Origin of the sequence: Zhouia amylolytica AD3, from assembly GCF_000511935.2 — a bacterium.
In the GTDB taxonomy this organism is placed as follows: Bacteria; Bacteroidota; Bacteroidia; order Flavobacteriales; family Flavobacteriaceae; genus Zhouia; species Zhouia amylolytica.
In genome coordinates this window covers 449,207-469,905 of record NZ_AYXY01000019.1, presented here as the reverse complement: position 1 = coordinate 469,905, position 20,699 = coordinate 449,207, and the positions used below count along the sequence as shown (strand labels likewise).

21 protein-coding genes are annotated in these 20,699 nt (G+C 32.8%); 17 read left to right on the top strand and 4 right to left on the bottom strand.

The window, feature by feature from the left end; all coding sequences use genetic code 11:
• Together P278_RS06730 and ribD are read right to left on the bottom strand one after the other, a co-directional pair.
• Complete coding sequence (locus P278_RS06730) at window positions 1-615, bottom strand: HAD family hydrolase (RefSeq protein ID WP_038264138.1); 615 nt, start codon at window positions 613-615, stop codon at window positions 1-3.
• A complete protein-coding gene (gene ribD, locus P278_RS06725; protein ID WP_038264134.1) occupies window positions 608-1,651 on the bottom strand; it encodes a bifunctional diaminohydroxyphosphoribosylaminopyrimidine deaminase/5-amino-6-(5-phosphoribosylamino)uracil reductase RibD in 1,044 nt (347 codons plus the stop codon). Before ribD ends, P278_RS06730 begins: the two co-directional genes overlap by 8 nt.
• A 70-nt stretch (window positions 1,652-1,721) precedes the next feature.
• On the opposite strand from ribD, the gene P278_RS06720 reads away from it, so the two are divergent.
• The 4 genes from P278_RS06720 (at window position 1,722) to P278_RS06700 (ending at window position 6,467) form a co-directional block, all read left to right on the top strand.
• Window positions 1,722-2,210 (top strand): GNAT family N-acetyltransferase, encoded by a 489-nt coding sequence (locus P278_RS06720; RefSeq protein WP_038264131.1) that lies wholly within the window; start codon window positions 1,722-1,724, stop codon window positions 2,208-2,210.
• A complete protein-coding gene (prmC, locus tag P278_RS06715) occupies window positions 2,210-3,061 on the top strand; it encodes a peptide chain release factor N(5)-glutamine methyltransferase (protein WP_038265359.1) in 852 nt (283 codons plus the stop codon). The genes P278_RS06720 and prmC overlap by 1 nt, the downstream gene beginning before the upstream one ends.
• A 737-nt stretch (window positions 3,062-3,798) precedes the next feature.
• Window positions 3,799-5,796, top strand: a complete 1,998-nt coding sequence (gene ligA, locus P278_RS06705; RefSeq protein ID WP_235444260.1) for an NAD-dependent DNA ligase LigA — start codon at window positions 3,799-3,801, stop codon at window positions 5,794-5,796.
• A complete protein-coding gene (locus P278_RS06700; RefSeq protein ID WP_038264121.1) occupies window positions 5,793-6,467 on the top strand; it encodes a lysoplasmalogenase family protein in 675 nt (224 codons plus the stop codon). The genes ligA and P278_RS06700 overlap by 4 nt, the downstream gene beginning before the upstream one ends.
• Here P278_RS06700 and P278_RS06695 read toward each other — a convergent pair.
• Both P278_RS06695 and P278_RS06690 read right to left on the bottom strand, forming a co-directional pair.
• Entirely contained in the window at window positions 6,451-7,362 is a 912-nt protein-coding gene (locus P278_RS06695) for a bifunctional metallophosphatase/5'-nucleotidase (RefSeq protein ID WP_038264118.1), read from the bottom strand. The genes P278_RS06700 and P278_RS06695 overlap by 17 nt on opposite strands.
• Window positions 7,363-7,374: 12 nt before the next feature.
• Entirely contained in the window at window positions 7,375-8,136 is a 762-nt protein-coding gene (locus P278_RS06690) for a 5'-nucleotidase C-terminal domain-containing protein (RefSeq protein WP_038264115.1), read from the bottom strand.
• A gap of 65 nt (window positions 8,137-8,201) precedes the next feature.
• On the opposite strand from P278_RS06690, the gene P278_RS06685 reads away from it, so the two are divergent.
• The 13 genes from P278_RS06685 to P278_RS06625 all read left to right on the top strand — a co-directional run bounded on the left by P278_RS06685 (window position 8,202) and on the right by P278_RS06625 (window position 20,657).
• Window positions 8,202-8,726, top strand: a complete 525-nt coding sequence (locus P278_RS06685; protein WP_038264112.1) for a DUF6913 domain-containing protein — start codon at window positions 8,202-8,204, stop codon at window positions 8,724-8,726.
• A 3-nt stretch (window positions 8,727-8,729) separates the two neighbouring features.
• Complete coding sequence (gene dapA, locus P278_RS06680; protein ID WP_038264108.1) at window positions 8,730-9,596, top strand: 4-hydroxy-tetrahydrodipicolinate synthase; 867 nt, start codon at window positions 8,730-8,732, stop codon at window positions 9,594-9,596.
• A gap of 126 nt (window positions 9,597-9,722) precedes the next feature.
• Window positions 9,723-10,529 carry an outer membrane protein assembly factor BamD gene (locus tag P278_RS06675; protein WP_038264106.1) on the top strand — a complete coding sequence of 269 codons (807 nt, stop codon included), beginning with the start codon at window positions 9,723-9,725 and terminating at the stop codon, window positions 10,527-10,529.
• A gap of 8 nt (window positions 10,530-10,537) precedes the next feature.
• The gene (locus tag P278_RS06670) at window positions 10,538-10,864 is read left to right on the top strand and encodes a DNA-directed RNA polymerase subunit omega (RefSeq protein WP_038264104.1); all 327 of its coding nucleotides are present in this window, start codon (window positions 10,538-10,540) and stop codon (window positions 10,862-10,864) included.
• 2 nt (window positions 10,865-10,866) lie between these two features.
• A complete protein-coding gene (gene coaBC, locus P278_RS06665) occupies window positions 10,867-12,078 on the top strand; it encodes a bifunctional phosphopantothenoylcysteine decarboxylase/phosphopantothenate--cysteine ligase CoaBC (protein WP_038264101.1) in 1,212 nt (403 codons plus the stop codon).
• Window positions 12,071-12,964, top strand: a complete 894-nt coding sequence (gene porD / locus P278_RS06660) for a type IX secretion system protein PorD (RefSeq protein ID WP_038264098.1) — start codon at window positions 12,071-12,073, stop codon at window positions 12,962-12,964. The genes coaBC and porD overlap by 8 nt, the downstream gene beginning before the upstream one ends.
• An 86-nt stretch (window positions 12,965-13,050) precedes the next feature.
• Window positions 13,051-14,703: a DNA repair protein RecN gene (gene recN / locus P278_RS06655; protein WP_038264096.1), complete on the top strand. Its 1,653-nt coding sequence runs from the start codon at window positions 13,051-13,053 to the stop codon at window positions 14,701-14,703.
• Window positions 14,704-14,760: 57 nt separating this feature from the next.
• Window positions 14,761-15,573: an enoyl-ACP reductase FabI gene (locus P278_RS06650; RefSeq protein ID WP_038264093.1), complete on the top strand. Its 813-nt coding sequence runs from the start codon at window positions 14,761-14,763 to the stop codon at window positions 15,571-15,573.
• Between the two features lie 164 nt (window positions 15,574-15,737).
• Window positions 15,738-16,739 carry a glycosyltransferase gene (locus P278_RS06645; protein ID WP_038264091.1) on the top strand — a complete coding sequence of 334 codons (1,002 nt, stop codon included), beginning with the start codon at window positions 15,738-15,740 and terminating at the stop codon, window positions 16,737-16,739.
• The gene (locus P278_RS06640) at window positions 16,739-17,707 is read left to right on the top strand and encodes a CdaR family protein (RefSeq protein WP_038264088.1); all 969 of its coding nucleotides are present in this window, start codon (window positions 16,739-16,741) and stop codon (window positions 17,705-17,707) included. The genes P278_RS06645 and P278_RS06640 overlap by 1 nt, the downstream gene beginning before the upstream one ends.
• Window positions 17,701-18,285 carry a dephospho-CoA kinase gene (gene coaE, locus P278_RS06635; RefSeq protein ID WP_038264085.1) on the top strand — a complete coding sequence of 195 codons (585 nt, stop codon included), beginning with the start codon at window positions 17,701-17,703 and terminating at the stop codon, window positions 18,283-18,285. Before P278_RS06640 ends, coaE begins: the two co-directional genes overlap by 7 nt.
• A gap of 77 nt (window positions 18,286-18,362) precedes the next feature.
• Window positions 18,363-19,934 (top strand): sensor histidine kinase, encoded by a 1,572-nt coding sequence (locus tag P278_RS06630; protein WP_038264082.1) that lies wholly within the window; start codon window positions 18,363-18,365, stop codon window positions 19,932-19,934.
• A 6-nt stretch (window positions 19,935-19,940) separates the two neighbouring features.
• Entirely contained in the window at window positions 19,941-20,657 is a 717-nt protein-coding gene (locus P278_RS06625) for a response regulator transcription factor (protein WP_038264080.1), read from the top strand.
• Window positions 20,658-20,699: the final 42 nt, after the last annotated feature.

The following is a 20,699-nucleotide window of genomic DNA, read 5'->3' as shown; positions in this document are numbered from 1 at the left end:
TTATAATAAGAAAGTTTGTTCTAACAAAGTGGTAACTTCATCAACTCCTGGTTTAAGGTTCCAAGTGATAATATTCAGGCTTGCAGCAGCTGTGGTGTTTTCCTCTACGTCATCAATGAATAAAGTTTCTTCCGGTTTTAGGTTGTTCTCATTAAGGACAAACTTATAAATATCGAGATCAGGTTTTCTGAAGTTAATTTCATGAGATAGATAAAACTGCTCAAAACAATTTTTAAACCTATTGAAACGCTCAGCCCCTATATTTTTAATTACATGATCAATATGCAATGCGTTGGTGTTACTTAATAAAAATAGGCGATAATTGTTTTCTTTGGATAATTTTTCCAGAAACTCAATACGATTTTCTGGAAGGTCTAAAATAATAGCATTCCATGCATCTATAAGCGTGTTTTTACTTATTTTTGGGAAGATACTCATATAAAAGCTAACAAATTCGGATGTGCTTACAAGTCCTTTTTCATAGAATTTGTTCATTTGATCCATTTTATCCGACACCGTAAATTTTCCATTTATTTCTGTTAACCGATTAACGGTTGCGGGTTTGTCTAGATTGATAAATACATCACCAAAATCAAAGATTATATTTTTAATCATGTTTTTTATGAAAATTCAATTGGTTCCTTATAATTTTTTTCGAGTTGTTTACTGGGTGGTTAATTAGGGGGGCATATATACCGTTAATTAACTTGATATTACTTTTAAATATTCTGGCTTCATCCCATAATTCTAAATCGATATAACTCTGTAGGGTTTGTGCCCCTCCTTCAATAATCAAACTTTGAATTCCTTCTTTATAGAGTTCTTCACATATTTGCAATGGGATAGGTTTGTTAAAGTCAATCCATTTTAGAGTAATATTTGAATTCAGCCTATTTAATTGCTTTTCGGTAAAAATAATGGTGTTGATTTCTCCATCCCAAATAGAATGGTTTGGATATGTTTTTAAAGTTTTGTCGATGACTATTCTGGTTGGTGAGTTACCTTTCCAGTCACGAGTATTCAATCGTGGGTTATCATGAAGTACCGTATTTGTGCCTACCAAAATGCCTTGTTCTTCGCTACGCCATTTATGAACTAATTGCCGGGCATATTGATTTGTTAACCAAACGGGTTCTTTTTTATCCTTTTCTAAAGGACTTATAAGGTGATCATTGCTTTCTGCCCATTTTAAAATGATGTAAGGTCTTTTTTTATTATGAAAAGTGAAGAAGCGTTTGTTTAATTCCTGACACTCTTCCTGTAAAACACCAACAGTAACATCGCAACCTGCTTCTATCATTTTTTTGATACCTCTGCCTGATACTTTATCATAAGTATCAATAGTACCGATAACTACCTTCTTGATTCCAGAGGATATAATCAGGTCACTACATGGAGGGGTTTTTCCAAAATGGCTACAAGGTTCAAGACTAACATAAATTGTCGATTTTTTCAACACCGTTTTGTCTTTAACTGAGTTTATCGCTTTAACCTCGGCATGTGGCCCACCAGCTATTTGATGCCATCCTTCACCAACTATTTTATCATCATAAACAACAACTGAGCCAACTAACGGATTTGGATATGTGGTTCCAAGACCGTTTTTAGCTAATTCAATGCATCGATTTATGTATTTTTCGTGTATATTCACGCCATCCTATTTTAGGTGAATCAGAGCCTGTAAATTCTTTTCAAACACAAAAATAGTACTTTCTTTAGGTATGAGTGAATTTATAATAAGAGAAATAACGCCGGAAGATGATGTTGAGTTGGCACTAGTTTTAAGAAAGGTGTTGTTGGAGCATGATGTCCCAAAGGTTGGAACCGCCTATGCTGATGAGGCGTTGGATATGATGTATGAGACATATAATATAGCCAAGGCAGCTTATTTAGTTGTTGAGTATGATGGGAGGCTTCTTGGAGGTGCAGGAGTTGCCCAGCTCGAAAATTGTGATGATAATATTTGTGAACTGCAAAAAATGTACTTTCTGGAAGAGGCCAGAGGTAAAGGGATCGGTTATAAAATGATGCAAGAGTGCCTGAGAAAGGCAAAAGAATATGGATTCAGTAAATGCTATTTGGAGACCATGCCAAATATGTTGGCTGCTCAAAAGCTATATCAAAAGGTAGGTTTTAAATATTTAGACAACCCTATGGGTGATACAGGTCATTGTTCATGTCCTGTATGGATGTTGAAAGAATTATTGTAATGAGATTAAATGATATCCAGGATATTTTTCATAAGGAATTAGATGATCTTTATGATTTTAAAGAGGTTAACAGGTTTTATTATTTGTTGCTAGATCATAATTTTGATATTCAACGAATAGATATCATTTTAGAGCCGGATAAAGTAATATCCAAAAAGGAAGAAACCATTATTTTTAAAGCTTTAGATGACTTAAAATTACAAAAGCCGATTCAGCAAATTTTAGGAGTGGCATATTTTTATGGCTTAAAATTTAGAGTGAATAATGAGACTTTAATACCCCGCCCGGAAACTGAAGAGTTAGTGGATTGGATAATTAGAGATTGTAAGGATAAAATTAAACCTCTTAAGATATTAGATATTGGCACTGGAAGTGGCTGTATAGCAATTACATTGTCAAAAAACATTCCGCTTGTCGAGGTGACCGCTATAGATATTTCTGGGAAAGCTCTTGACATTGCTAAAGAAAATGCTTTAAATAATCATGTTGATATTAACTTTTTACAGGCGGACATACTAAAACTGGAAAGTTTATTGGGTGAATATGATATAATTGTTTCCAATCCTCCTTATGTACGATATTTGGAAAAGGAGCAAATGAAAAGTAATGTGGTTGATTTTGAACCTCATGCAGCTCTTTTTGTACCAGATCAAGATCCCTTGTTGTTCTATAAGCAAATAGCGCGGCTATCTTCGAACCATTTGAATCAAGAGGGGAATTTATATTTTGAAATTAATCAGTATTTGGCCAAAGACACAACCGATATGTTGGATGAATTTGGATTTAAAAATACTATTGTTAAGAAAGATCTAAGTGGTAATGATAGGATGATTAGAACTTCTTTTGCTTAACGTTATTCTTGATGAATTTAGATTTTTCATCTATGAATTACTGTTTTTTAACTGTTTTGTTGTGAGAAATATAGATTAATTTATTATGTTTGTTTCCTTGCTTTTTTAAGAAGCAAGCCCTAAATCAACAAGTTATGAGTAGAATGAACCAGTTTTTAACCGAAACTGCTAGAGCATTACCCGTGGCTCTGGGCAGTACTATTTTTTCGCTCGTATTCCTATCTTTCTCAGGAATTTTCAATCAGTTTTCACTCGCTGAAATTACCTTAGCTTTTTTGATCACTGTCTTTTTTATTTCTCAGGTCGTAAGAACTTTTTTGAATCATTTTGATATTAGGCATTGAAAAGACATATTTGAATCGTTAGTTTGATTATAACTATTTGTTCTTCTTAAAACTATATTATTGAAGATTGTTACTTCTTTAAATCGATTTTCAATGTATTTGGTTGAGAGGATAATGATAATTTTATTGGATTTTTTCTATTAAATTACAATAAAGTGTTTCGCTATTTTAATACTTCATTAGTGTCTAACTTTTTCTTTTGAAGTTTTTTAATCTGAAGGACTTTTAATGATCTGAATGGAGTGTATTTTATTTGCATGAATCTTGTTATAGATTAGTAGCTTTCCTGTATTCTCGTTGTTGATTTTGAGTGTTTCGGGAATTAAATAAAAGGTAGAAATTAGCTTTATTTTAATTAAATTGCCCTTTCATAATTCTCAAAAAATGATACCTGTGTCAGCAATTCAACAAAAAATAGAGCAACTTCGAGAAACATTAAAACAGCATAACTATAATTATTATGTATTAGATGCTCCTACGGTGTCTGATTATGAGTTTGATATGATGTTAAAGGAGTTGCAAGATTTGGAGTTTAAGTATCCAGAGTATAACGATCCTAATTCACCAACAGTAAGAGTTGGAGGAGCGGTCACTAAGAATTTTGAAACCGTTGTTCATGATTTTAGAATGTATTCCTTAGATAATTCCTATTCCAAGGAGGATTTGGAGGACTGGGAAAAAAGGATTCAAAAAATTTTAGGGGAAGTGAGTCTAGAATTTACATGCGAATTAAAGTATGACGGAGCCTCGATGAATCTAACCTACGAAAATGGTGCTTTATTAAAAGCGGTAACAAGAGGAGATGGATTTCAGGGTGATGATGTAACTGCTAATGTGAAAACTATTCGTTCTGTTCCTTTAAAACTTAATGGAGATTACCCTGAAAGATTTGATATTCGTGGTGAGATCGTTTTGCCAAAAGAAGGGTTTATTAAAATGAATCAAGAAAGAATTGCAAATGGTGAAGATCCATACATGAATCCTAGAAACACTGCTAGTGGAAGTTTAAAGTTGCAGGATAGTGCAGAAGTGGCAAAGCGTCCTTTGGAATGTTTATTGTATAGTATTGTTGGAGAACGTTTAGGTATTTCTACACAATACGATATTTTAAAAACCGCAAGAAAATGGGGGTTTAAGGTGCCATCGGAGGCTAAATTATGTAAAAATACAGCTGAAGTAATGGAGTTCGTGGAATATTGGGAAAATCGTAAGGATGACCTTCCTTACGAAATTGACGGAGTAGTGGTTAAAGTGAATTCTATTCAGTACCAAGAGGAATTGGGTTATACGGCGAAATCCCCGAGATGGGCAATGGCTTATAAGTTTAAAACTGAGCAGGCAGTTACGGTTTTGAAAACCATAACGTATCAAGTAGGTAGAACCGGAGCAATTACTCCTGTAGCTAATTTAGAACCTGTTTTATTAGGAGGAACCATAGTTAAGAGAGCTTCTTTGCATAATGCAGATCAGATAAAGAAACTCGATGTTAGATTGGGAGATACTGTTTTTGTAGAAAAGGGAGGTGAAATTATACCGAAAATAACCGGGGTTGATTTTACTAAAAGAACATCTGACTCTTTAATGACAAATTATATAACTCATTGTCCTGAATGTGGTACTGAGTTAATTCGAAAAGAAGGAGAAGCACAACATTATTGTCCAAATTATTATGGATGTCCTCCCCAAATTACGGGAAGAATACAGCATTTTATTTCGCGAAAGGCTATGGATATTGAGGGGTTAGGGGCAGAAACTGTAGAATTGCTGTATAAGGAAGGGCTTATAAATGATTATGCTGACTTGTATGACCTAACCAAAGAACAAGTATTGCCTTTGGAGAGGATGGCCAATAAATCGGCAGAGAATCTTATTAATGGTATAGAGAAATCGAAAGGTATTCCATTTGAAAGGGTATTGTATGCACTAGGAATTAGATTTGTTGGGGAAACTGTGGCTAAAAAATTAGCCAAAGAATATAAGTCAATAGATAAATTAATGGTTGTTACAAAGGAGGATTTGATTCAGGTAGATGAAATTGGGGAGAAAATAGCGGAAAGTGTTATTGATTTTTTTAAGAATGAACAAAATGTAGTAATTATTGAGCGTTTGAAAAAACATGAAGTTCAACTAGAAATTTCAACAGAAAATCTACAAAATCAGACAGATAAGCTCAAAGGTTATAGTTTTGTCGTATCTGGAGTTTTTGAAAAAGTAACAAGAAACGAATTGAAAAAATTAATTGAAGATAACGGCGGAAAAGTTGCATCTTCGATTTCGACAAAAACTTCATATGTTGTGGCCGGCGATAAGATGGGGCCTAGTAAAAAAGAAAAAGCATCAAAACTTGATATCCCTTTGATTACTGAAGAACAATTTTTAAATATGTTATGATTAAACAAAAACTGACTTATGTGTTTATTGCAGTGGCAGTGCTATATCTACTAGCAGAATTTTTTCAATTGAAGCTTCTGATAAGTATCGCAAAGGTTAGTTTAATTCCTGTGGTTTATATCATTTATACAAGTTCTAAAAAGAAACATCATCTCTATACGTTAACATTGCTTATTTTTTATTTTTTAGGAGATATGTTTTCTTTGTTGAATTTCAAAGGGGCAGTAGAGTTGACACTTTTGTTCTTTGGTTTAGGACATTTGGTGTTTATCCGTTTTTGTTTCGAAATGTTGCAAGATGTTAGGGTTCGGCGATTACTGTTCTCGGCCTTACCAGTAATTGTGTTGTGGTTTATTTATTATAATTATTCAATTAAAGATATTTTTGGTGACCAATTAGGAGACTTATTGACCCCGGTGATGTTCTACTCAATTATACTAAGTGCCTTTACTGTTGTGTCAATTATGAGTTATTTTAATAAAGAAAATAAAATGACAATGTATACCTTGATAATTGCCATGACTTTTTTAGTTGGAGATGTTATTAATGGTATCAATATGTATTTTTCACATAATTCTTTTTTTGAATTAACCAATGTCATTGCGCAGGTGATTGCTTATTATTTCTTAACAAAATTCATCGTTGCTTATGATTTTAAACTGAAATCGTAACCCCTTTTGATTGTATGTTTTTATCCTTATCCAGGAAAAAGTCAATTCTACCCATATAAATACCAAAACATCCAGCTTGATTGATTAAAACTTCCTTTTCTTTTCGGTTTAAAACGATCTCAGGTTGCTCCATAAAGGTATGTGTATGTCCTCCAATGATTAAGTCTATATGTTCGGTATTTCTAGCAAGTAATATGTCTGAGACTTTTCCTTCAAAATTGTATTTGTAGCCAAGATGGGATAGACAAACTACAATATCGCAATTTTCCTCTTCTTTTAGAACTCTACTTATGTCTTGAGCAATTTCAATTGGATTGTTATATATTGTTTCTTTGTAGAGAGACTTATCTACAAGTCCATCTAATTCAATCCCAAGCCCGAAAACACCAATTTTGACTTGGTCACGAATGAAGATGGTGTATGGTTTTACGTGAGAATCCATTATGGTGTTTTTAAAGTCATAATTTGCCGAAAGGAACTGAAATTTAGCATGAGGTAATTGAGCGTATAAACCATCTATCCCATTATCAAAATCATGATTCCCAATAGTAGCGGCATCATATTTAAGCATACTCATTAATTTAAATTCAAGTTCACCCCCGTAGAAATTAAAATATGGGGTGCCCTGAAAGATATCACCAGCATCAAAGAGTAATGTGTTGGGGTTTTCCCTTCTAATATTGTCTACTAGGGTGGCACGTCTTGCAACACCTCCTTGATTAGGGTTTTTACCATGATCTTTAGGGAATGGATCAATATGGCTGTGAACATCATTAGTGTGAAGGATAGTTATGTGCTTTTTGCTATTTTCATTACACGAATTTAGACTCAGACCTGCGAGACCCAGAAAAGCTGAACTTGCAATGGTGTTTTGTATAAAATTTCTTCTTTTCATGTTCTCAGTTAATTACAGTTTTATAAATCGGTTATCAATAGTAGCGCGGATTGTGTCGACCTTTTTGAAATAATCAATTAATTGATTTCGAATTAGGTAATCTAAGTTTGTTGTGCTTATTGGTTCTTTAAAAAATAACATACCATCTCCACCATTTGACAAATAATCAGATGTAGCAACAAAATAATTTTTGTTTTTATCTACAGTTTTACCATTAATAAGGAGTTTGTTTAGAGTGAGATCCCTATTTAAGGCAATTTCAACATTACGACTGACAGGTTGAGCTTTCCCAGGTTTTTGTAGGTGCTGAATCATTTCCAATATTTTATTCCCAGATAGTTCAACAACAACAATTTTGTTTTCGAAAGGCATTACTTCATACGCAGTTCGTATAGTAACCTCCCCTTCTGAAATTATAGATCGAATGCCTCCATTATTGAGAAGAACAAAGTCAATGTTTTTGCCAGTTCTTTTGTTGAATACTGGATTGCTTTGCTCATAAACAATATCAGCTAATAAGTTTCCAATAGCGGTGTTGAATTCACCTTCATATTTGCTTAATGTTTTCGGATTATAAGTAATGGGTTGGTTTAGAACTTTGTTGATCTGTTGTTTATAAGGAATAAGGTATTCGTCAATACTGTCAGCAGCCTTTAAAGTGTCATTTATTAATAATTGTCGGCCAGTTATCTCAGTAATTTTTGTGTTTTGGTTGTTACAAGAAAAACACAATAAGGTGAAAAATATAACAAAATGTTTTATATTTAATTGCATAAGGTTTTTAATTTTGCAGAAGTAATATTTATTAGTTCTAACTTTGCATTAGAACTTAAAGTTATATGGTTTTAAAAAAATACAAAGAAAAATCTGTTTTAAAAATTATTGAAAAACGGTTAAGTGAATTGGCGGTTAATGTAGAAGGCAAAAGTAATAAGGTATCGTCAATGTTAGTAGTAATTAATTTTGAAAAGACTAAAAATTTAGAAGTTTTTGAAGAATTGATGCAGAAATTAAATATTAGAGGAGAGTCATATCGTATAATAGGATATCTCAACAGAATTGAAAAAGAGAAGTCATATCCTATTCCCGTTTTTAATGATAAAACTATAAAGAGAAATGGTGAGGTGAAAGATCCTGAAATAGATGATGTAATTAAACGGAAATACGATTTAGTGATCAGTTTTTATGATGAGCATAATTTACCTTTGTTATTTATGTCTTCGATTGTAGAGGCTGATTTTAGGGTAGGGATTGGACAAAAAAGTACAATGTATAATAACCTTGTGATTGATTCTCATTTAGATAATTACAAGGGTTTTGAAAGAGAGTTAATTAAATATTTATCGATTTTAAATAAGATATAGTTTATGTCTAGATTTTCAGGTACAGGAGTTGCGCTAGTCACTCCTTTCAAGTCTGATTTAAGTGTTGATGTTGAGGCATTAGGCAACATTGTAAATCATGTTATTGATGGAGGAGTTGAATATTTGGTGGTATTGGGGACAACAGCCGAAAGTGCAACATTGTCTAAACAGGAAAAGGAGTTGGTTAAAGAAATAATAGTTAAAACAAATAATAAACGCCTACCACTTGTATTGGGTATAGGAGGAAACAATACTTTAGATGTAGTTAGGGAATTGAAGGAAACAGATTTGGGTGATTTTGATGCTATTTTATCGGTTTCTCCTTATTATAATAAACCTACACAGGAAGGGATTTATCAGCACTTTAAAGCGGTATCTGAGGCTTCTCCGTTGCCAATCATTTTATACAATGTTCCGGGTAGAACAGCCTCTAATTTACTACCAGAAACGGTGATAAAGTTAGCATCAGATTTCGATAATATTATTGCTATTAAAGAAGCTGCAGGGGATATGGTGCAAGCAATGAGGTTGATCAAAGAGAAACCGGAAGATTTTCTCATTATTTCAGGGGATGACATGATTACCTTACCTATGACCTTAGCTGGCGGTAGTGGTGTTATTTCTGTTATTGGTCAAGGGTTACCAAATCAATTTTCTGAAATGGTTCGTTTAGCTTTAAAAGGAAACTCAAAAGAAGCCAGTGAGCTTCATTTTCAAGTAATGGATGCAATAGATCACATCTTCGAAGAAGGAAATCCTGCTGGTATTAAAGCTTTACTTCAAGAGCTCAACTTATGTAAAGATACAGTAAGACTACCTCTTATTAAGGCCAGTGATTCTCTGAAGGAAAAAATAAAAAGTGCTATTTAAGAAATAGCATGTCAGGGTATAAATGTTAAAACTTTATTTAAGTTCTAGGCTTTATTTAAAAGATTCCATTAAATTAGCTAGCTAAAATAGTTTTTTTAATACCGGATATTTACCTAATTTTGCCGCATGATTAAAAGCAATCACATTTATACCCTGATATTAGTAGCTTCACTTTTGTTTACATCTTGTAGTGAGTACCAAAAAACACTCAAGAATACAGATGTAAAGGCTAAATATGATTTAGCAGAGGAACTATATGACTCAGGTGATTACAAAAGAGCCTTGCGTTTGTTTGAGCAAATCGCACCTAGTTATGTTGGGAAACCTCAAGGTGAGCGTATTCTCTATTTCTTTGCAGACGCTTATTATCAAACGGAAGATTACTATCTTGCAGCATATCAATTTGAACGATTTTCTAAGTCTTATCCAAGAAGTGATAAAGCGGAAGAAGCGGCTTTTTTGAGTGCAAAAAGTAAGTTTATGTTGTCTCCTAAATATAGTAATGATCAGACCGAAACGAATGAGGCGATTGACAAACTTCAAATTTTTATTAATAATTATCCGAGTTCAGACTATATGAGTGAAGCTAATGAAATGGCTCGCGAATTAAGAAATAAGTTGGATAAAAAGGCTTTTGAAGTTGCTAAGCAATACAATACTTTAAGTGACTATAAAGCATCTATTAAATCATTTGAACTATTTTTATCTGATTCACCAGGATCAATATACAGAGAAGATGCTTTGTTTTATAAGATGACGGCAGAATATAATCTGGCTGTTAATAGTATTTATGCAAGAATGGAAGAGCGATTAAGTGCTGCAAAAAGTACTTATACCACGTTGTTGAAATATTTTCCAGAAACAAAATATCAAAAAGATGCTGACAAAATGTTAGCAGTTATAGATAACGAATTACAAAAGTTTAGTAAATAATAGAGAAGATGAGCGATTTAAGAAATTCTAATGCCCCTGTTTCTACAGAGACATATAACAGGGATAAAATAGATCAGCCTACAGAAAATGTTTATGAGGCAATTTCTATCATTTCAAAAAGAGCAGGACAAATTAATGCAGAGCTGAAAAAAGAGCTTATTGAAAAGTTAGAGGAGTTTGCTACATATACAGATAGTCTGGATGAGATATTTGAGAACAAAGAGCAAATAGAAGTTTCTAAGTTTTATGAAAAACTGCCTAAACCTCATGCAATAGCAGTGCAGGAATGGTTGGAAGATAAAATTTACTTCAGGAATACTGAAAAAGAACAGTAGTAATGACAGTGCTTAGCGGTAAAAATATCCTTTTAGGTATTACCGGAGGTATCGCTGCATATAAAACTGCTACATTAATAAGGCTTTTTATAAAGGCCGGAGCAAGCGTTAAAGTGGTTATGACGGAAAGTGCAAAAGATTTCGTAACCCCTCTAACGCTTTCTACATTATCAAAAAATCCAGTTATTTCTTCTTTTACAAGTATGGATGATGATAATGCTGTATGGAATAATCATGTGGATCTAGGATTATGGGCTGATTACATGGTAATAGCTCCTGCTACAGCAAATACTTTATCTAAAATGGCCTCAGGAAACAGTGATAATTTTCTGATAGCTACCTATTTGTCAGCTAAATGTCCTGTTTATTTTGTTCCTGCCATGGATTTGGATATGTATAAACATGAATCCACAAAGAATTCTTTAGATATATTACAATCATTTGGTAATAAAATGATACCGGCTGCTCATGGAGAGCTCGCAAGTGGACTGATAGGAGAAGGAAGGATGGCAGAACCTGAGGACATAATTGATTACATGATTAATGACATTAGTTCCAGGTTACCTTTGAAGGGTAAAAAGGTTTTGATTACAGCAGGACCGACTTACGAAGCTATTGATCCAGTACGTTTTATTGGAAATCACTCTAGTGGTAAAATGGGTTTTGAGCTTGCTAATGCAGCTGCAAGCCTAGGAGCTAAAGTTTATTTAATTACGGGACCAACTCATCTTACAATAGATGACAATCTCATTCATATTGATCGAGTTGTTTCGGCCGAGGAAATGTATAATGCAGTTCATAAGCATTATAATAGTGTGGATATAGCGGTACTTTCCGCTGCTGTTTCTGACTACCGTCCAAAATCTGTGGCTGATGAAAAAATTAAAAAGAAATCTATGGTCATGGAAGTGGTTTTAGAGCCGACAAAAGATATATTAGCGTCACTTGGTGCTCAAAAGTCACATCAGTTTTTGGTTGGGTTTGCTTTAGAGACTGAAAATGAATTAGAGAATGCTAAAAAGAAACTTTCAAAGAAAAATCTAGATGCGATCGTTCTTAATTCCTTAAGAGATCAAGGCGCAGGTTTTGGTAAACCAACTAATAAAGTTACATTTATAGATAAGGAATTAAAAATTAAATCGTTTAATCTTAAGCCTAAGAATGAGGTTGCCCTGGATATTTTCAACGAAATCATTTATCGTATCAATGATTAGAAAGTTTGTTTTAATAAGTATTTTATTTTGTGCAAATCAATTGTGTTCTCAAGAATTGAATTGTAATGTTATTGTAAATTCAGAACTGGTAAACCAAACTAATCAACAGGTTTTTAAAACTCTTGAAAAATCTCTTAATGATTTTGTAAATAAGACGAAATGGACTAATCTTAATGTTAAAGAAAATGAGCGTATCAACTGCAGTATGCTTATCATGATTTCCTCTTTTGAAAATAATAATTTTCAAGCTTCCATACAGGTACAGTCCAGTCGGCCAGTTTATAATACTAACTATGAAACATCAGTTTTTAATTTTCAGGATAAATCTTTCAACTTTAAATATTTAGAATTTGAGCCATTATATTTTAACACGAATGTCTTTGACTCCAATTTAACAGCCGTAATTTCTTATTATGTTTATCTTATATTAGGGATTGATGCAGATACTTTCGAATTAAAAGGTGGAAATCCTTATTATAATCAGGCACAGAATATAGTTAGTTTGGCGCAAGGAACAGGATATGCGGGTTGGCAACAGGATAGTCCGAATGCTAGAACCAGATGGACTTTAATTGATAATCTTAAATCAGGGACTTACGAAAATTACCGAAAGGCATTATATCAATATCATAGGCAGGGGTTGGATAGAATGCTCAGCGATGAAAGGGAGGCCAAAACTGCTATAGAGGAAAGTGTGGTTTTGTTAGAACAATTGAATAAAGTTCGATCAAATTCATTAATGCTACAATTATTTTTTGATGCTAAAGCAGATGAAATTGCTGATATCTTTTCAGGAGGGATAAAAACGGATATAGTAAGTTTGGTTAACCAACTTAATAATTTGGCTCCGACATATTCGGCTAGTTGGAAGAATATTAAATACTAAGGATTGTCTGAATGCTTATTTTCCAATTTCATTCACTTCCATGAAATTTTTATTTTGCGTAAGTTTGAAATTTAAAATGTAATAATTTGTTAAGAAGTCTTTCCATAACTAATTACGCACTTATAGATGCCCTTCAAGTAGAGTTTGATAACGGGTTAAATATTATAACAGGGGAAACAGGTGCAGGTAAATCTATATTACTAGGAGGACTTTCCTTGGTTTTAGGAAGTCGTGCTGATTTGAGTACTATTAAGGACAAGAATCGAAAATGTATAATTGAAGCTGTATTTGAAATATCAGCCTATAACCTTCAAGAATTTTTTAACTCCGAAGATCTCGACTATGAATCGGTTTCAATTATCCGTAGAGAAATTTTACCGAGTGGTAAATCGAGAGCCTTTATTAATGATACCCCGGTAACGCTTTCAGTATTATCCTCCTTAGGGTCTAAATTAGTAGATATTCATTCACAACATCAAACATTACAGTTGACTGATAATACCTACCAATTTAAAATTTTAGATTTAGTGGCAGGTTCTGAAGATGTATTAGCTGATTATAAAAAAGTGTTGTTAAACTATTATCAGGAAAAAAAAGAGCTTGAAAAATTAATAGATTTTCAAAAAAAGTCGAATAAAGAACACGATTATAATAGTTTTTTACTTAATGAACTTAAGGAAGCCAATCTAAAGGAAGGGATGCTGGAAGAATTAGAGGCTACTTATGAAGAATTGAATAATGTCGAGGAGATTGGAGAAAAATTAGTTTTTTCAATCCAATTGTTAAATGAGGATCAAATCGGTGTTGTTAATACTTTGGCCAATTTAAAAGCAACTCTCAATAAATTAGTCTCCTATGGTAAACAGTATGAAGATTTACATAATCGAATTAATTCTATATTAATAGATTTAAATGATGCTTCAGATGAAATCACTAATTTGCAGGAATCGCTTGATGCTAATCCAATTTTGCTTGGGAATGTAAGTGAACAATTGCAGAAAATTTATGATTTACAGAAGAAGCATGGAGTTTTGGAGATAGGTGAGCTCCTAAAAATTCAAGAACAATTGGAGTCAACAGTTTTTAAAACTGAGAATTTGGATGTCGAAATTAAAGAAGCTCAACTTAGTGTGCTTAAACTTGAGGAAGATCTTGATCATTTGGCTCAACAATTACACGAAAAAAGAGTTAAGGTAATTCCAGAACTTATTCAGTATTTGGAAATTACTTTGGGAGAGCTTGGGATGCAAAATGCCGAATTTAAAATCAATTTGAGAGCGATTAACTCATATTTGCCCAATGGTAAGGAAGATATGGAGTTTCTTTTCTCTGCTAATAAAGGGACTAGTTTTGAAGAATTAAAAAAGGTTGCTTCAGGTGGGGAGTTGTCCCGTATAATGCTAACCATTAAATCGCTTCTTGCCAAGCACACAAAACTACCGACCATAATGTTTGATGAGATTGACACTGGGGTTTCGGGAGAGGTTTCGAACAAAATGGGAGATATTATGCAAAAAATGAGTGAAACAATGCAGGTATTTACTATTACCCACTTACCACAGGTTGCGGCGAAAGGAAATGTTCATTATAAGGTATATAAAAGGGATGAGGAGGACACGACTACTACTAATCTGAAAAGACTTAGTGAGGAAGAACGGGTTTTTGAAATAGCAGAAATGCTTGGAGGAAAAGATGTTAGTACTTCGGCGCTCCAACATGCAAAACAATTATTGAATTAGTATTATCTTTGAAAACTTTAAAATAGAAAAAAATATCAAGTTATAAATAGATACATTATGTCTTATAATTTATTAAAAGGAAAAAGAGGAATTATTTTTGGAGCTTTAGATGAGAATTCAATTGCTTGGAAGACTGCGGAAAGAGCTCATGAAGAAGGTGCTCAAATCGTTTTAACCAATGCTCCGATAGCTATGAGAATGGGAAAAATAAATGAACTTGCTGAAAAAACTGGTTCTGAAATCATTCCAGCTGATGCTACAAGTGAGGAAGATCTAAACAATCTGATCGAGAAGTCTATGGAGATATTAGGTGGTAAATTAGATTTTGTTTTACATTCTATTGGAATGTCGGTAAATGTTAGAAAAGGAAAACATTATACGGATCAAAACTATAGTTTTACTGAAAAAGGATGGGATGTTTCGGCATTGTCATTTCATAAAGTATGTCAAAGTTTATATAAGGCAGATGCAATGAATGAATGGGGGAGCATTGTAGCATTAACTTATATGGCTGCTCAACGTACTTTTCCTGATTATAATGATATGGCTGACAATAAAGCTTACTTGGAATCCATAGCACGTAGTTTTGGTTATTTCTTCGGTAAAGATAAAAAGGTAAGAGTAAACACAATTTCTCAATCTCCAACACCAACCACGGCTGGTAAAGGTGTAAAAGGATTTGATGGATTTATTGCATATGCTGATAAGATGTCTCCATTAGGGAACGCAACTGCAGCAGAATGTGCGGATTATACAATGACCTTATTTTCTGATTTAACCAAGAAAGTAACTATGCAGAACCTTTTTCATGATGGAGGTTTTTCTAATACAGGTGTGAGTAATGAGGTTATTGAAAAATTTGAGAAATAGTATTTATTGAATTTCTCAAAGAGTATCATTAAGAATTATAGTGATTTCATTAAAGAAGTGCCTTTAAGGTAGGTACTTCTTTAGATATCAAAAATGATAACAGAAAGCTATCTGCCTGGTGGATAGCTTTTCCTGTTTTTTTAATATATCCATAATTTGGCAGTATGAATCTATATTTTTCGTTCATTATTCCGGTATTTAATCGTCCTGATGAAATTAAAGAATTATTAGATAGTTTATCAAAGCAAAGCTATCCAAAGGATTATGAAATAGTAATTATCGAAGACGGTTCAGATATTTCTTCTCAAGAAGTAGTAAGTGAATTTTCGAATCAATTAAACATTTCCTACTATTATAAATCCAATTCAGGTCCGGGTGATTCTCGAAATTATGGAATGAAAAGAGCACATGGAAATTATTATTTGGTTTTAGATTCTGATTGTATTTTACCACCAAACTACCTTAAAGAGGTGGAGAATAGTTTGTTGAAAAATTATGTCGATTGTTTTGGAGGTCCTGATGCTGCTCATGAATCATTTTCGAATGTTCAGAAAGCAATTAATTATAGCATGACCTCTTTTTTAACAACTGGAGGGATCAGGGGTGGAAAAACGTCAGTAAATAAATTCCAGCCACGAAGTTTCAACATGGGGATTTCAAAAAAGGCTTTTGAGGCTACCAATGGGTTTGGGAAAATTCATCCTGGAGAAGATCCTGATCTTACTATTAGATTATGGAAAGCAGGTTTTGAGACAAAATTAATCCAAGAAGCTTTTGTTTATCACAAGAGACGTATTTCATGGAATAAGTTTAAGGTCCAGGTTAGAAAATTTGGTTTAACACGTCCAATTCTAAATTCATGGCATCCAGAAACTCGAAAAATAACATTTTGGTTTCCATCATTATTTATGTTAGGAAGTGGTTTAGCACTAATAGGAGCCCTATTGGGTAATTGGTTCTTAATGTTTTTCTATGTCATTTATTTTCTTTTGATATTTATAGATTCAACAATAAAGAACAAAAATATTTATATTGGCTTACTTTCCATCTATGCAGTTATAGTACAATTTTATGGTTATGGTACTGGATTTATAAAATCTACTTTTTATATTGATGTATTGAAAAAAGAGCCGGAAATGGCTTTTCCTAAATTGTTTTTTAAATAATGTTACAAGAAACTAAAGCAAATACAGTTTTAGGGTGGTTGAAGCGCCCAAAGTCATTGGTGTTTTTAACTTTTTTGTTGGTTTCATTTATCTTATGGCTACTGATTAAACTTACACAAATTTATTCTTATTCTGTGTCATATAATGTAGTTTATAAAAACTTACCTAAAAATAAATTATTTCTAAATCCGCCGAGTACACGGGTTAATGTTTTGGTTGAAGCAAATGGTTTTAGATTATTGAAGACCAATTTAATTGATGAGAAGGCATCAATTGATTTATCTAAAGTAAGGTCACATAGCAATAAATGGTTTCTTTTGAGTAACGATATTGAGACTCAACTTAAAGAACAATATAGGGATATTGAGATTAAACAAGTGCTCACTGATTCTATTGTATTTGACCTTGGTGTTAATAAAAAGAAAAAAGTACCTGTAGTATCGAATTTAGAAATTAACTTTAAAACTGATTATGGCTTAGTTGATTCTCTAATTATTTCCCCTTCTGAAATATGGATTTTAGGTCCTGATGGTTTAATTGATAGTATTCACTATGTAAGTACTCAGGATATGGTTTTAAAGAATGTACAAAGTGATATAGATATAGAGACTTCTTTGAGTCAGCCAGATTCATTAAGCTCTATTGAGTTTGAACTAAAAGAAGTAAATATTAGAGGTAAGGTTAATCGATTTTCGGAGAAAATGATTAAAGTACCTCTTTTAATTGAAAATATACCTGAAGGAACCAAAGTGAGGACTTTTCCTCAGCAGATAAATGTAATTTGCAGAGCTCCAATTCAAAATTTAAAATTGATATCTCCTGATAACTTTTTAATAGTAGCTGATTATAAAGAGGTTCAGGAAGGTGGGGGGTACTTAATACCCAAGCTCGTAAAAAAGCCTTCAAATATAAAAGAGGTGAAGTTGATGCAAACGAAAGTTGAATTTTTATTAAAAAAGGAATGGTAGTTGGATTAACAGGAGGGATAGGTAGTGGAAAGTCAACTGTTGCTGATATGTTTCATAATTTAGGGGTGCCTGTTTACATAGCCGATAAGGAAGCCAAAAAGCTTATGGAGAAATCAGATGATATTCGAAATAAGATTATTGAGTTGTTAGGAGAGCAGGCATATGATGGATTATTACCAGAGCGTTCATACATTGCGAATATTGTTTTCAAAGATAAACACAAGTTATCTGCACTAAATGCTATTATTCATCCTGTGGTAATAAAACACTTTCATGAATGGTATAAAGCTCAGAAATCGCCATATGTAATAAAGGAAGTTGCAATTCTATTTGAAACTGGAGGAGCGAATGAATGTGATTATACTATATTAGTTACAGCACCGGAAGAGGATAGAATTAAAAGAGTGATAATAAGAGATCAAGTAGATCGAGAAGTGGTGCTGGAACGTATGAACAATCAATGGCCGGATAATAAAAAGATTGAATTAGCTGATTTTGTTATTAACAATACTAATCTTGTTAAAACACAGCAACAAGTTACTACAATACATAATACTTTACTTGCTAAAAGGAAATAGGTTTTGTAATTAACATTTTTGTTAATTAACAGTTAAATACCTATAGTTCTTGCCGTTAAAACCTTAATTTTGGACTAATGAATAAGAGATTATTTATCGCTTTGGTAATTCTGATGAGCCTTTCTTTAATTGGCATTATTTTTGTTCAGGGTTACTGGATAAAAACAGCTGTAGATAATAAGGAAGAGCAGTTTTCTAACACAGTTTCACAAGTTTTACAATCGGTAGTACAACGTGTAGAACAACGTGAAATTAAGGATTACTCCGATAAGTTATTGCAGATTATTGATAGTGTAGGAGAACTTAAACAGTCTACACTCAACGAAGTATTTTATCTAGAAAAAAATGAGAATAATAACGAAACATTTATTTATTCTCACGGTATTCTTGAAGAGGATTACGGGATAACTGCCACGTTCTTTGATAATAGTTTTGATTCGACGGCAATAAAAAGTTATGTAAGTAAACGAACAACCATTATCTATAGAGAAGATAAAGGGTTAGATGGCAAATCAGCTTATACGCCAGTTGAGAAAATTCAAAAAATGGGGAATATGTCTGAAATTGAGAAAGCTCAATTTGAAGATTATTTCAGGGAAATTGTTAATAGGGTACCAGTTCATAAGAGAGTTTCTAAAGCAGAGTTAGAATTTTTAATTCAAAGAGAATTAAAAGATCGAAATATTGATTTAGATTTTGAATATGGTGTTTTTGCTAATGGGTTAGCCACTAAGGTTAAAACAAGATCATTCAATTTAAACAAAAGTACAAAGTATAAAGCTCCGCTTTTTAGTGATACTGACGGTAATACACCTTATAGTTTAATGGTTAGTTTCCCTAAGAAGAAAAAGTTTTTGATTTCTTCTATTATAGGTATGGCATTACTATCTATTATCTTTACGATAATAATCATTGTGGCATATTCAAGCGCTTTATTTCAGTTAATACGTCAGAAGCAGATATCTGAAATAAAAACAGATTTCATCAACAATATGACACATGAGTTTAAAACTCCTATTGCCACCATAAATTTAGCTTTAGATGCAATAAAAAACCCAAAGGCCTTTGCTGATGAGGATAAGGTGAAGCGCTACTTGAAAATGATCAGAGATGAGAATCATCGAATGCATGCACAAGTAGAAAATGTTCTTCGAATATCAAAACTAGAAAAGAATCAGTTAGATATTAGTAAAGATAGAGTAGATCTGCATGAACTAATAGAGGATGCTATAACCCATGTCGAATTAATAGTTGAGGATAGAGGTGGATATGTTAAAACGCATTTAGATGCAGAAAAAAGTACCATTTTAGCAAATGAATCTCACTTTACAAATGTCTTGGTTAATATCCTTGATAACGCCATTAAGTATTCACCAGAGAGTCCTAAAATAGACATATATACAGAAGTGGTTAAGAATCAAATCATTGTAAAGGTTAAGGACCAGGGAACAGGAATGACCAAAGCCGTTTTGAAGCGTATTTTTGAAAAATTTTATAGAGAGCATACCGGGGATATACATAATGTGAAAGGGCATGGTTTAGGATTGGCATATGTTAAGAGAATAGTAGATGACCATCAAGGAGAGGTATACGCCGAAAGCGAGAAAAACAAAGGAAGTATCTTTTATATAAAGTTACCTTTAATATAAAACACTATGGAAACAGTAAATAAGAAGATTTTATTAGTCGAGGATGATCCGAATTTTGGAACTGTCTTAAAGGATTATCTTTCCATGAATGATTTTGACGTAGTCCTTGCCAAAAATGGGATGGAGGGGTATGAGAAATTCAGGAAGGATAACTATGATTTATGCATCTTAGATGTTATGATGCCCTATAAGGATGGATTTACGCTTGCTAAAGAAATAAGAGAAAAGAATGAGAATGTACCTATTATATTCCTAACAGCTAAAACGATGAAAGAAGACGTTTTAAAGGGGTATAAAGTTGGTGCAGATGATTATCTTAACAAACCATTCGATTCGGAGGTTTTATTAATGAAAATTAGAGCCATATTACAACGTAAATCTACAGAAACTGTTGCTGACAGTAAGCAATTTGAATTTCAAATTGGAGATTTTCATTTAAACTCTAAGTTGAGATTTCTAACCTTTAAAGATGAAGAGCCTATTAAGTTATCTCCAAAGGAAAATGAATTACTGCGTTTACTGGCGTTATATGAAAACGATTTGATGCCTAGAGAATTGGCATTGACAAAAATTTGGAGAGATGATAATTATTTTACTTCTAGAAGTATGGATGTATATATAGCTAAATTACGTAAGTATCTGAAAAAAGATGAAAACGTTGAAATTCTAAATATTCACGGAGAAGGATTTAGGTTGGTGATTAAGAGCGAAGCGGATAGATAATTGGGTTATATTTTACAAAAAAAACTATTTTAAAAGCCTGTA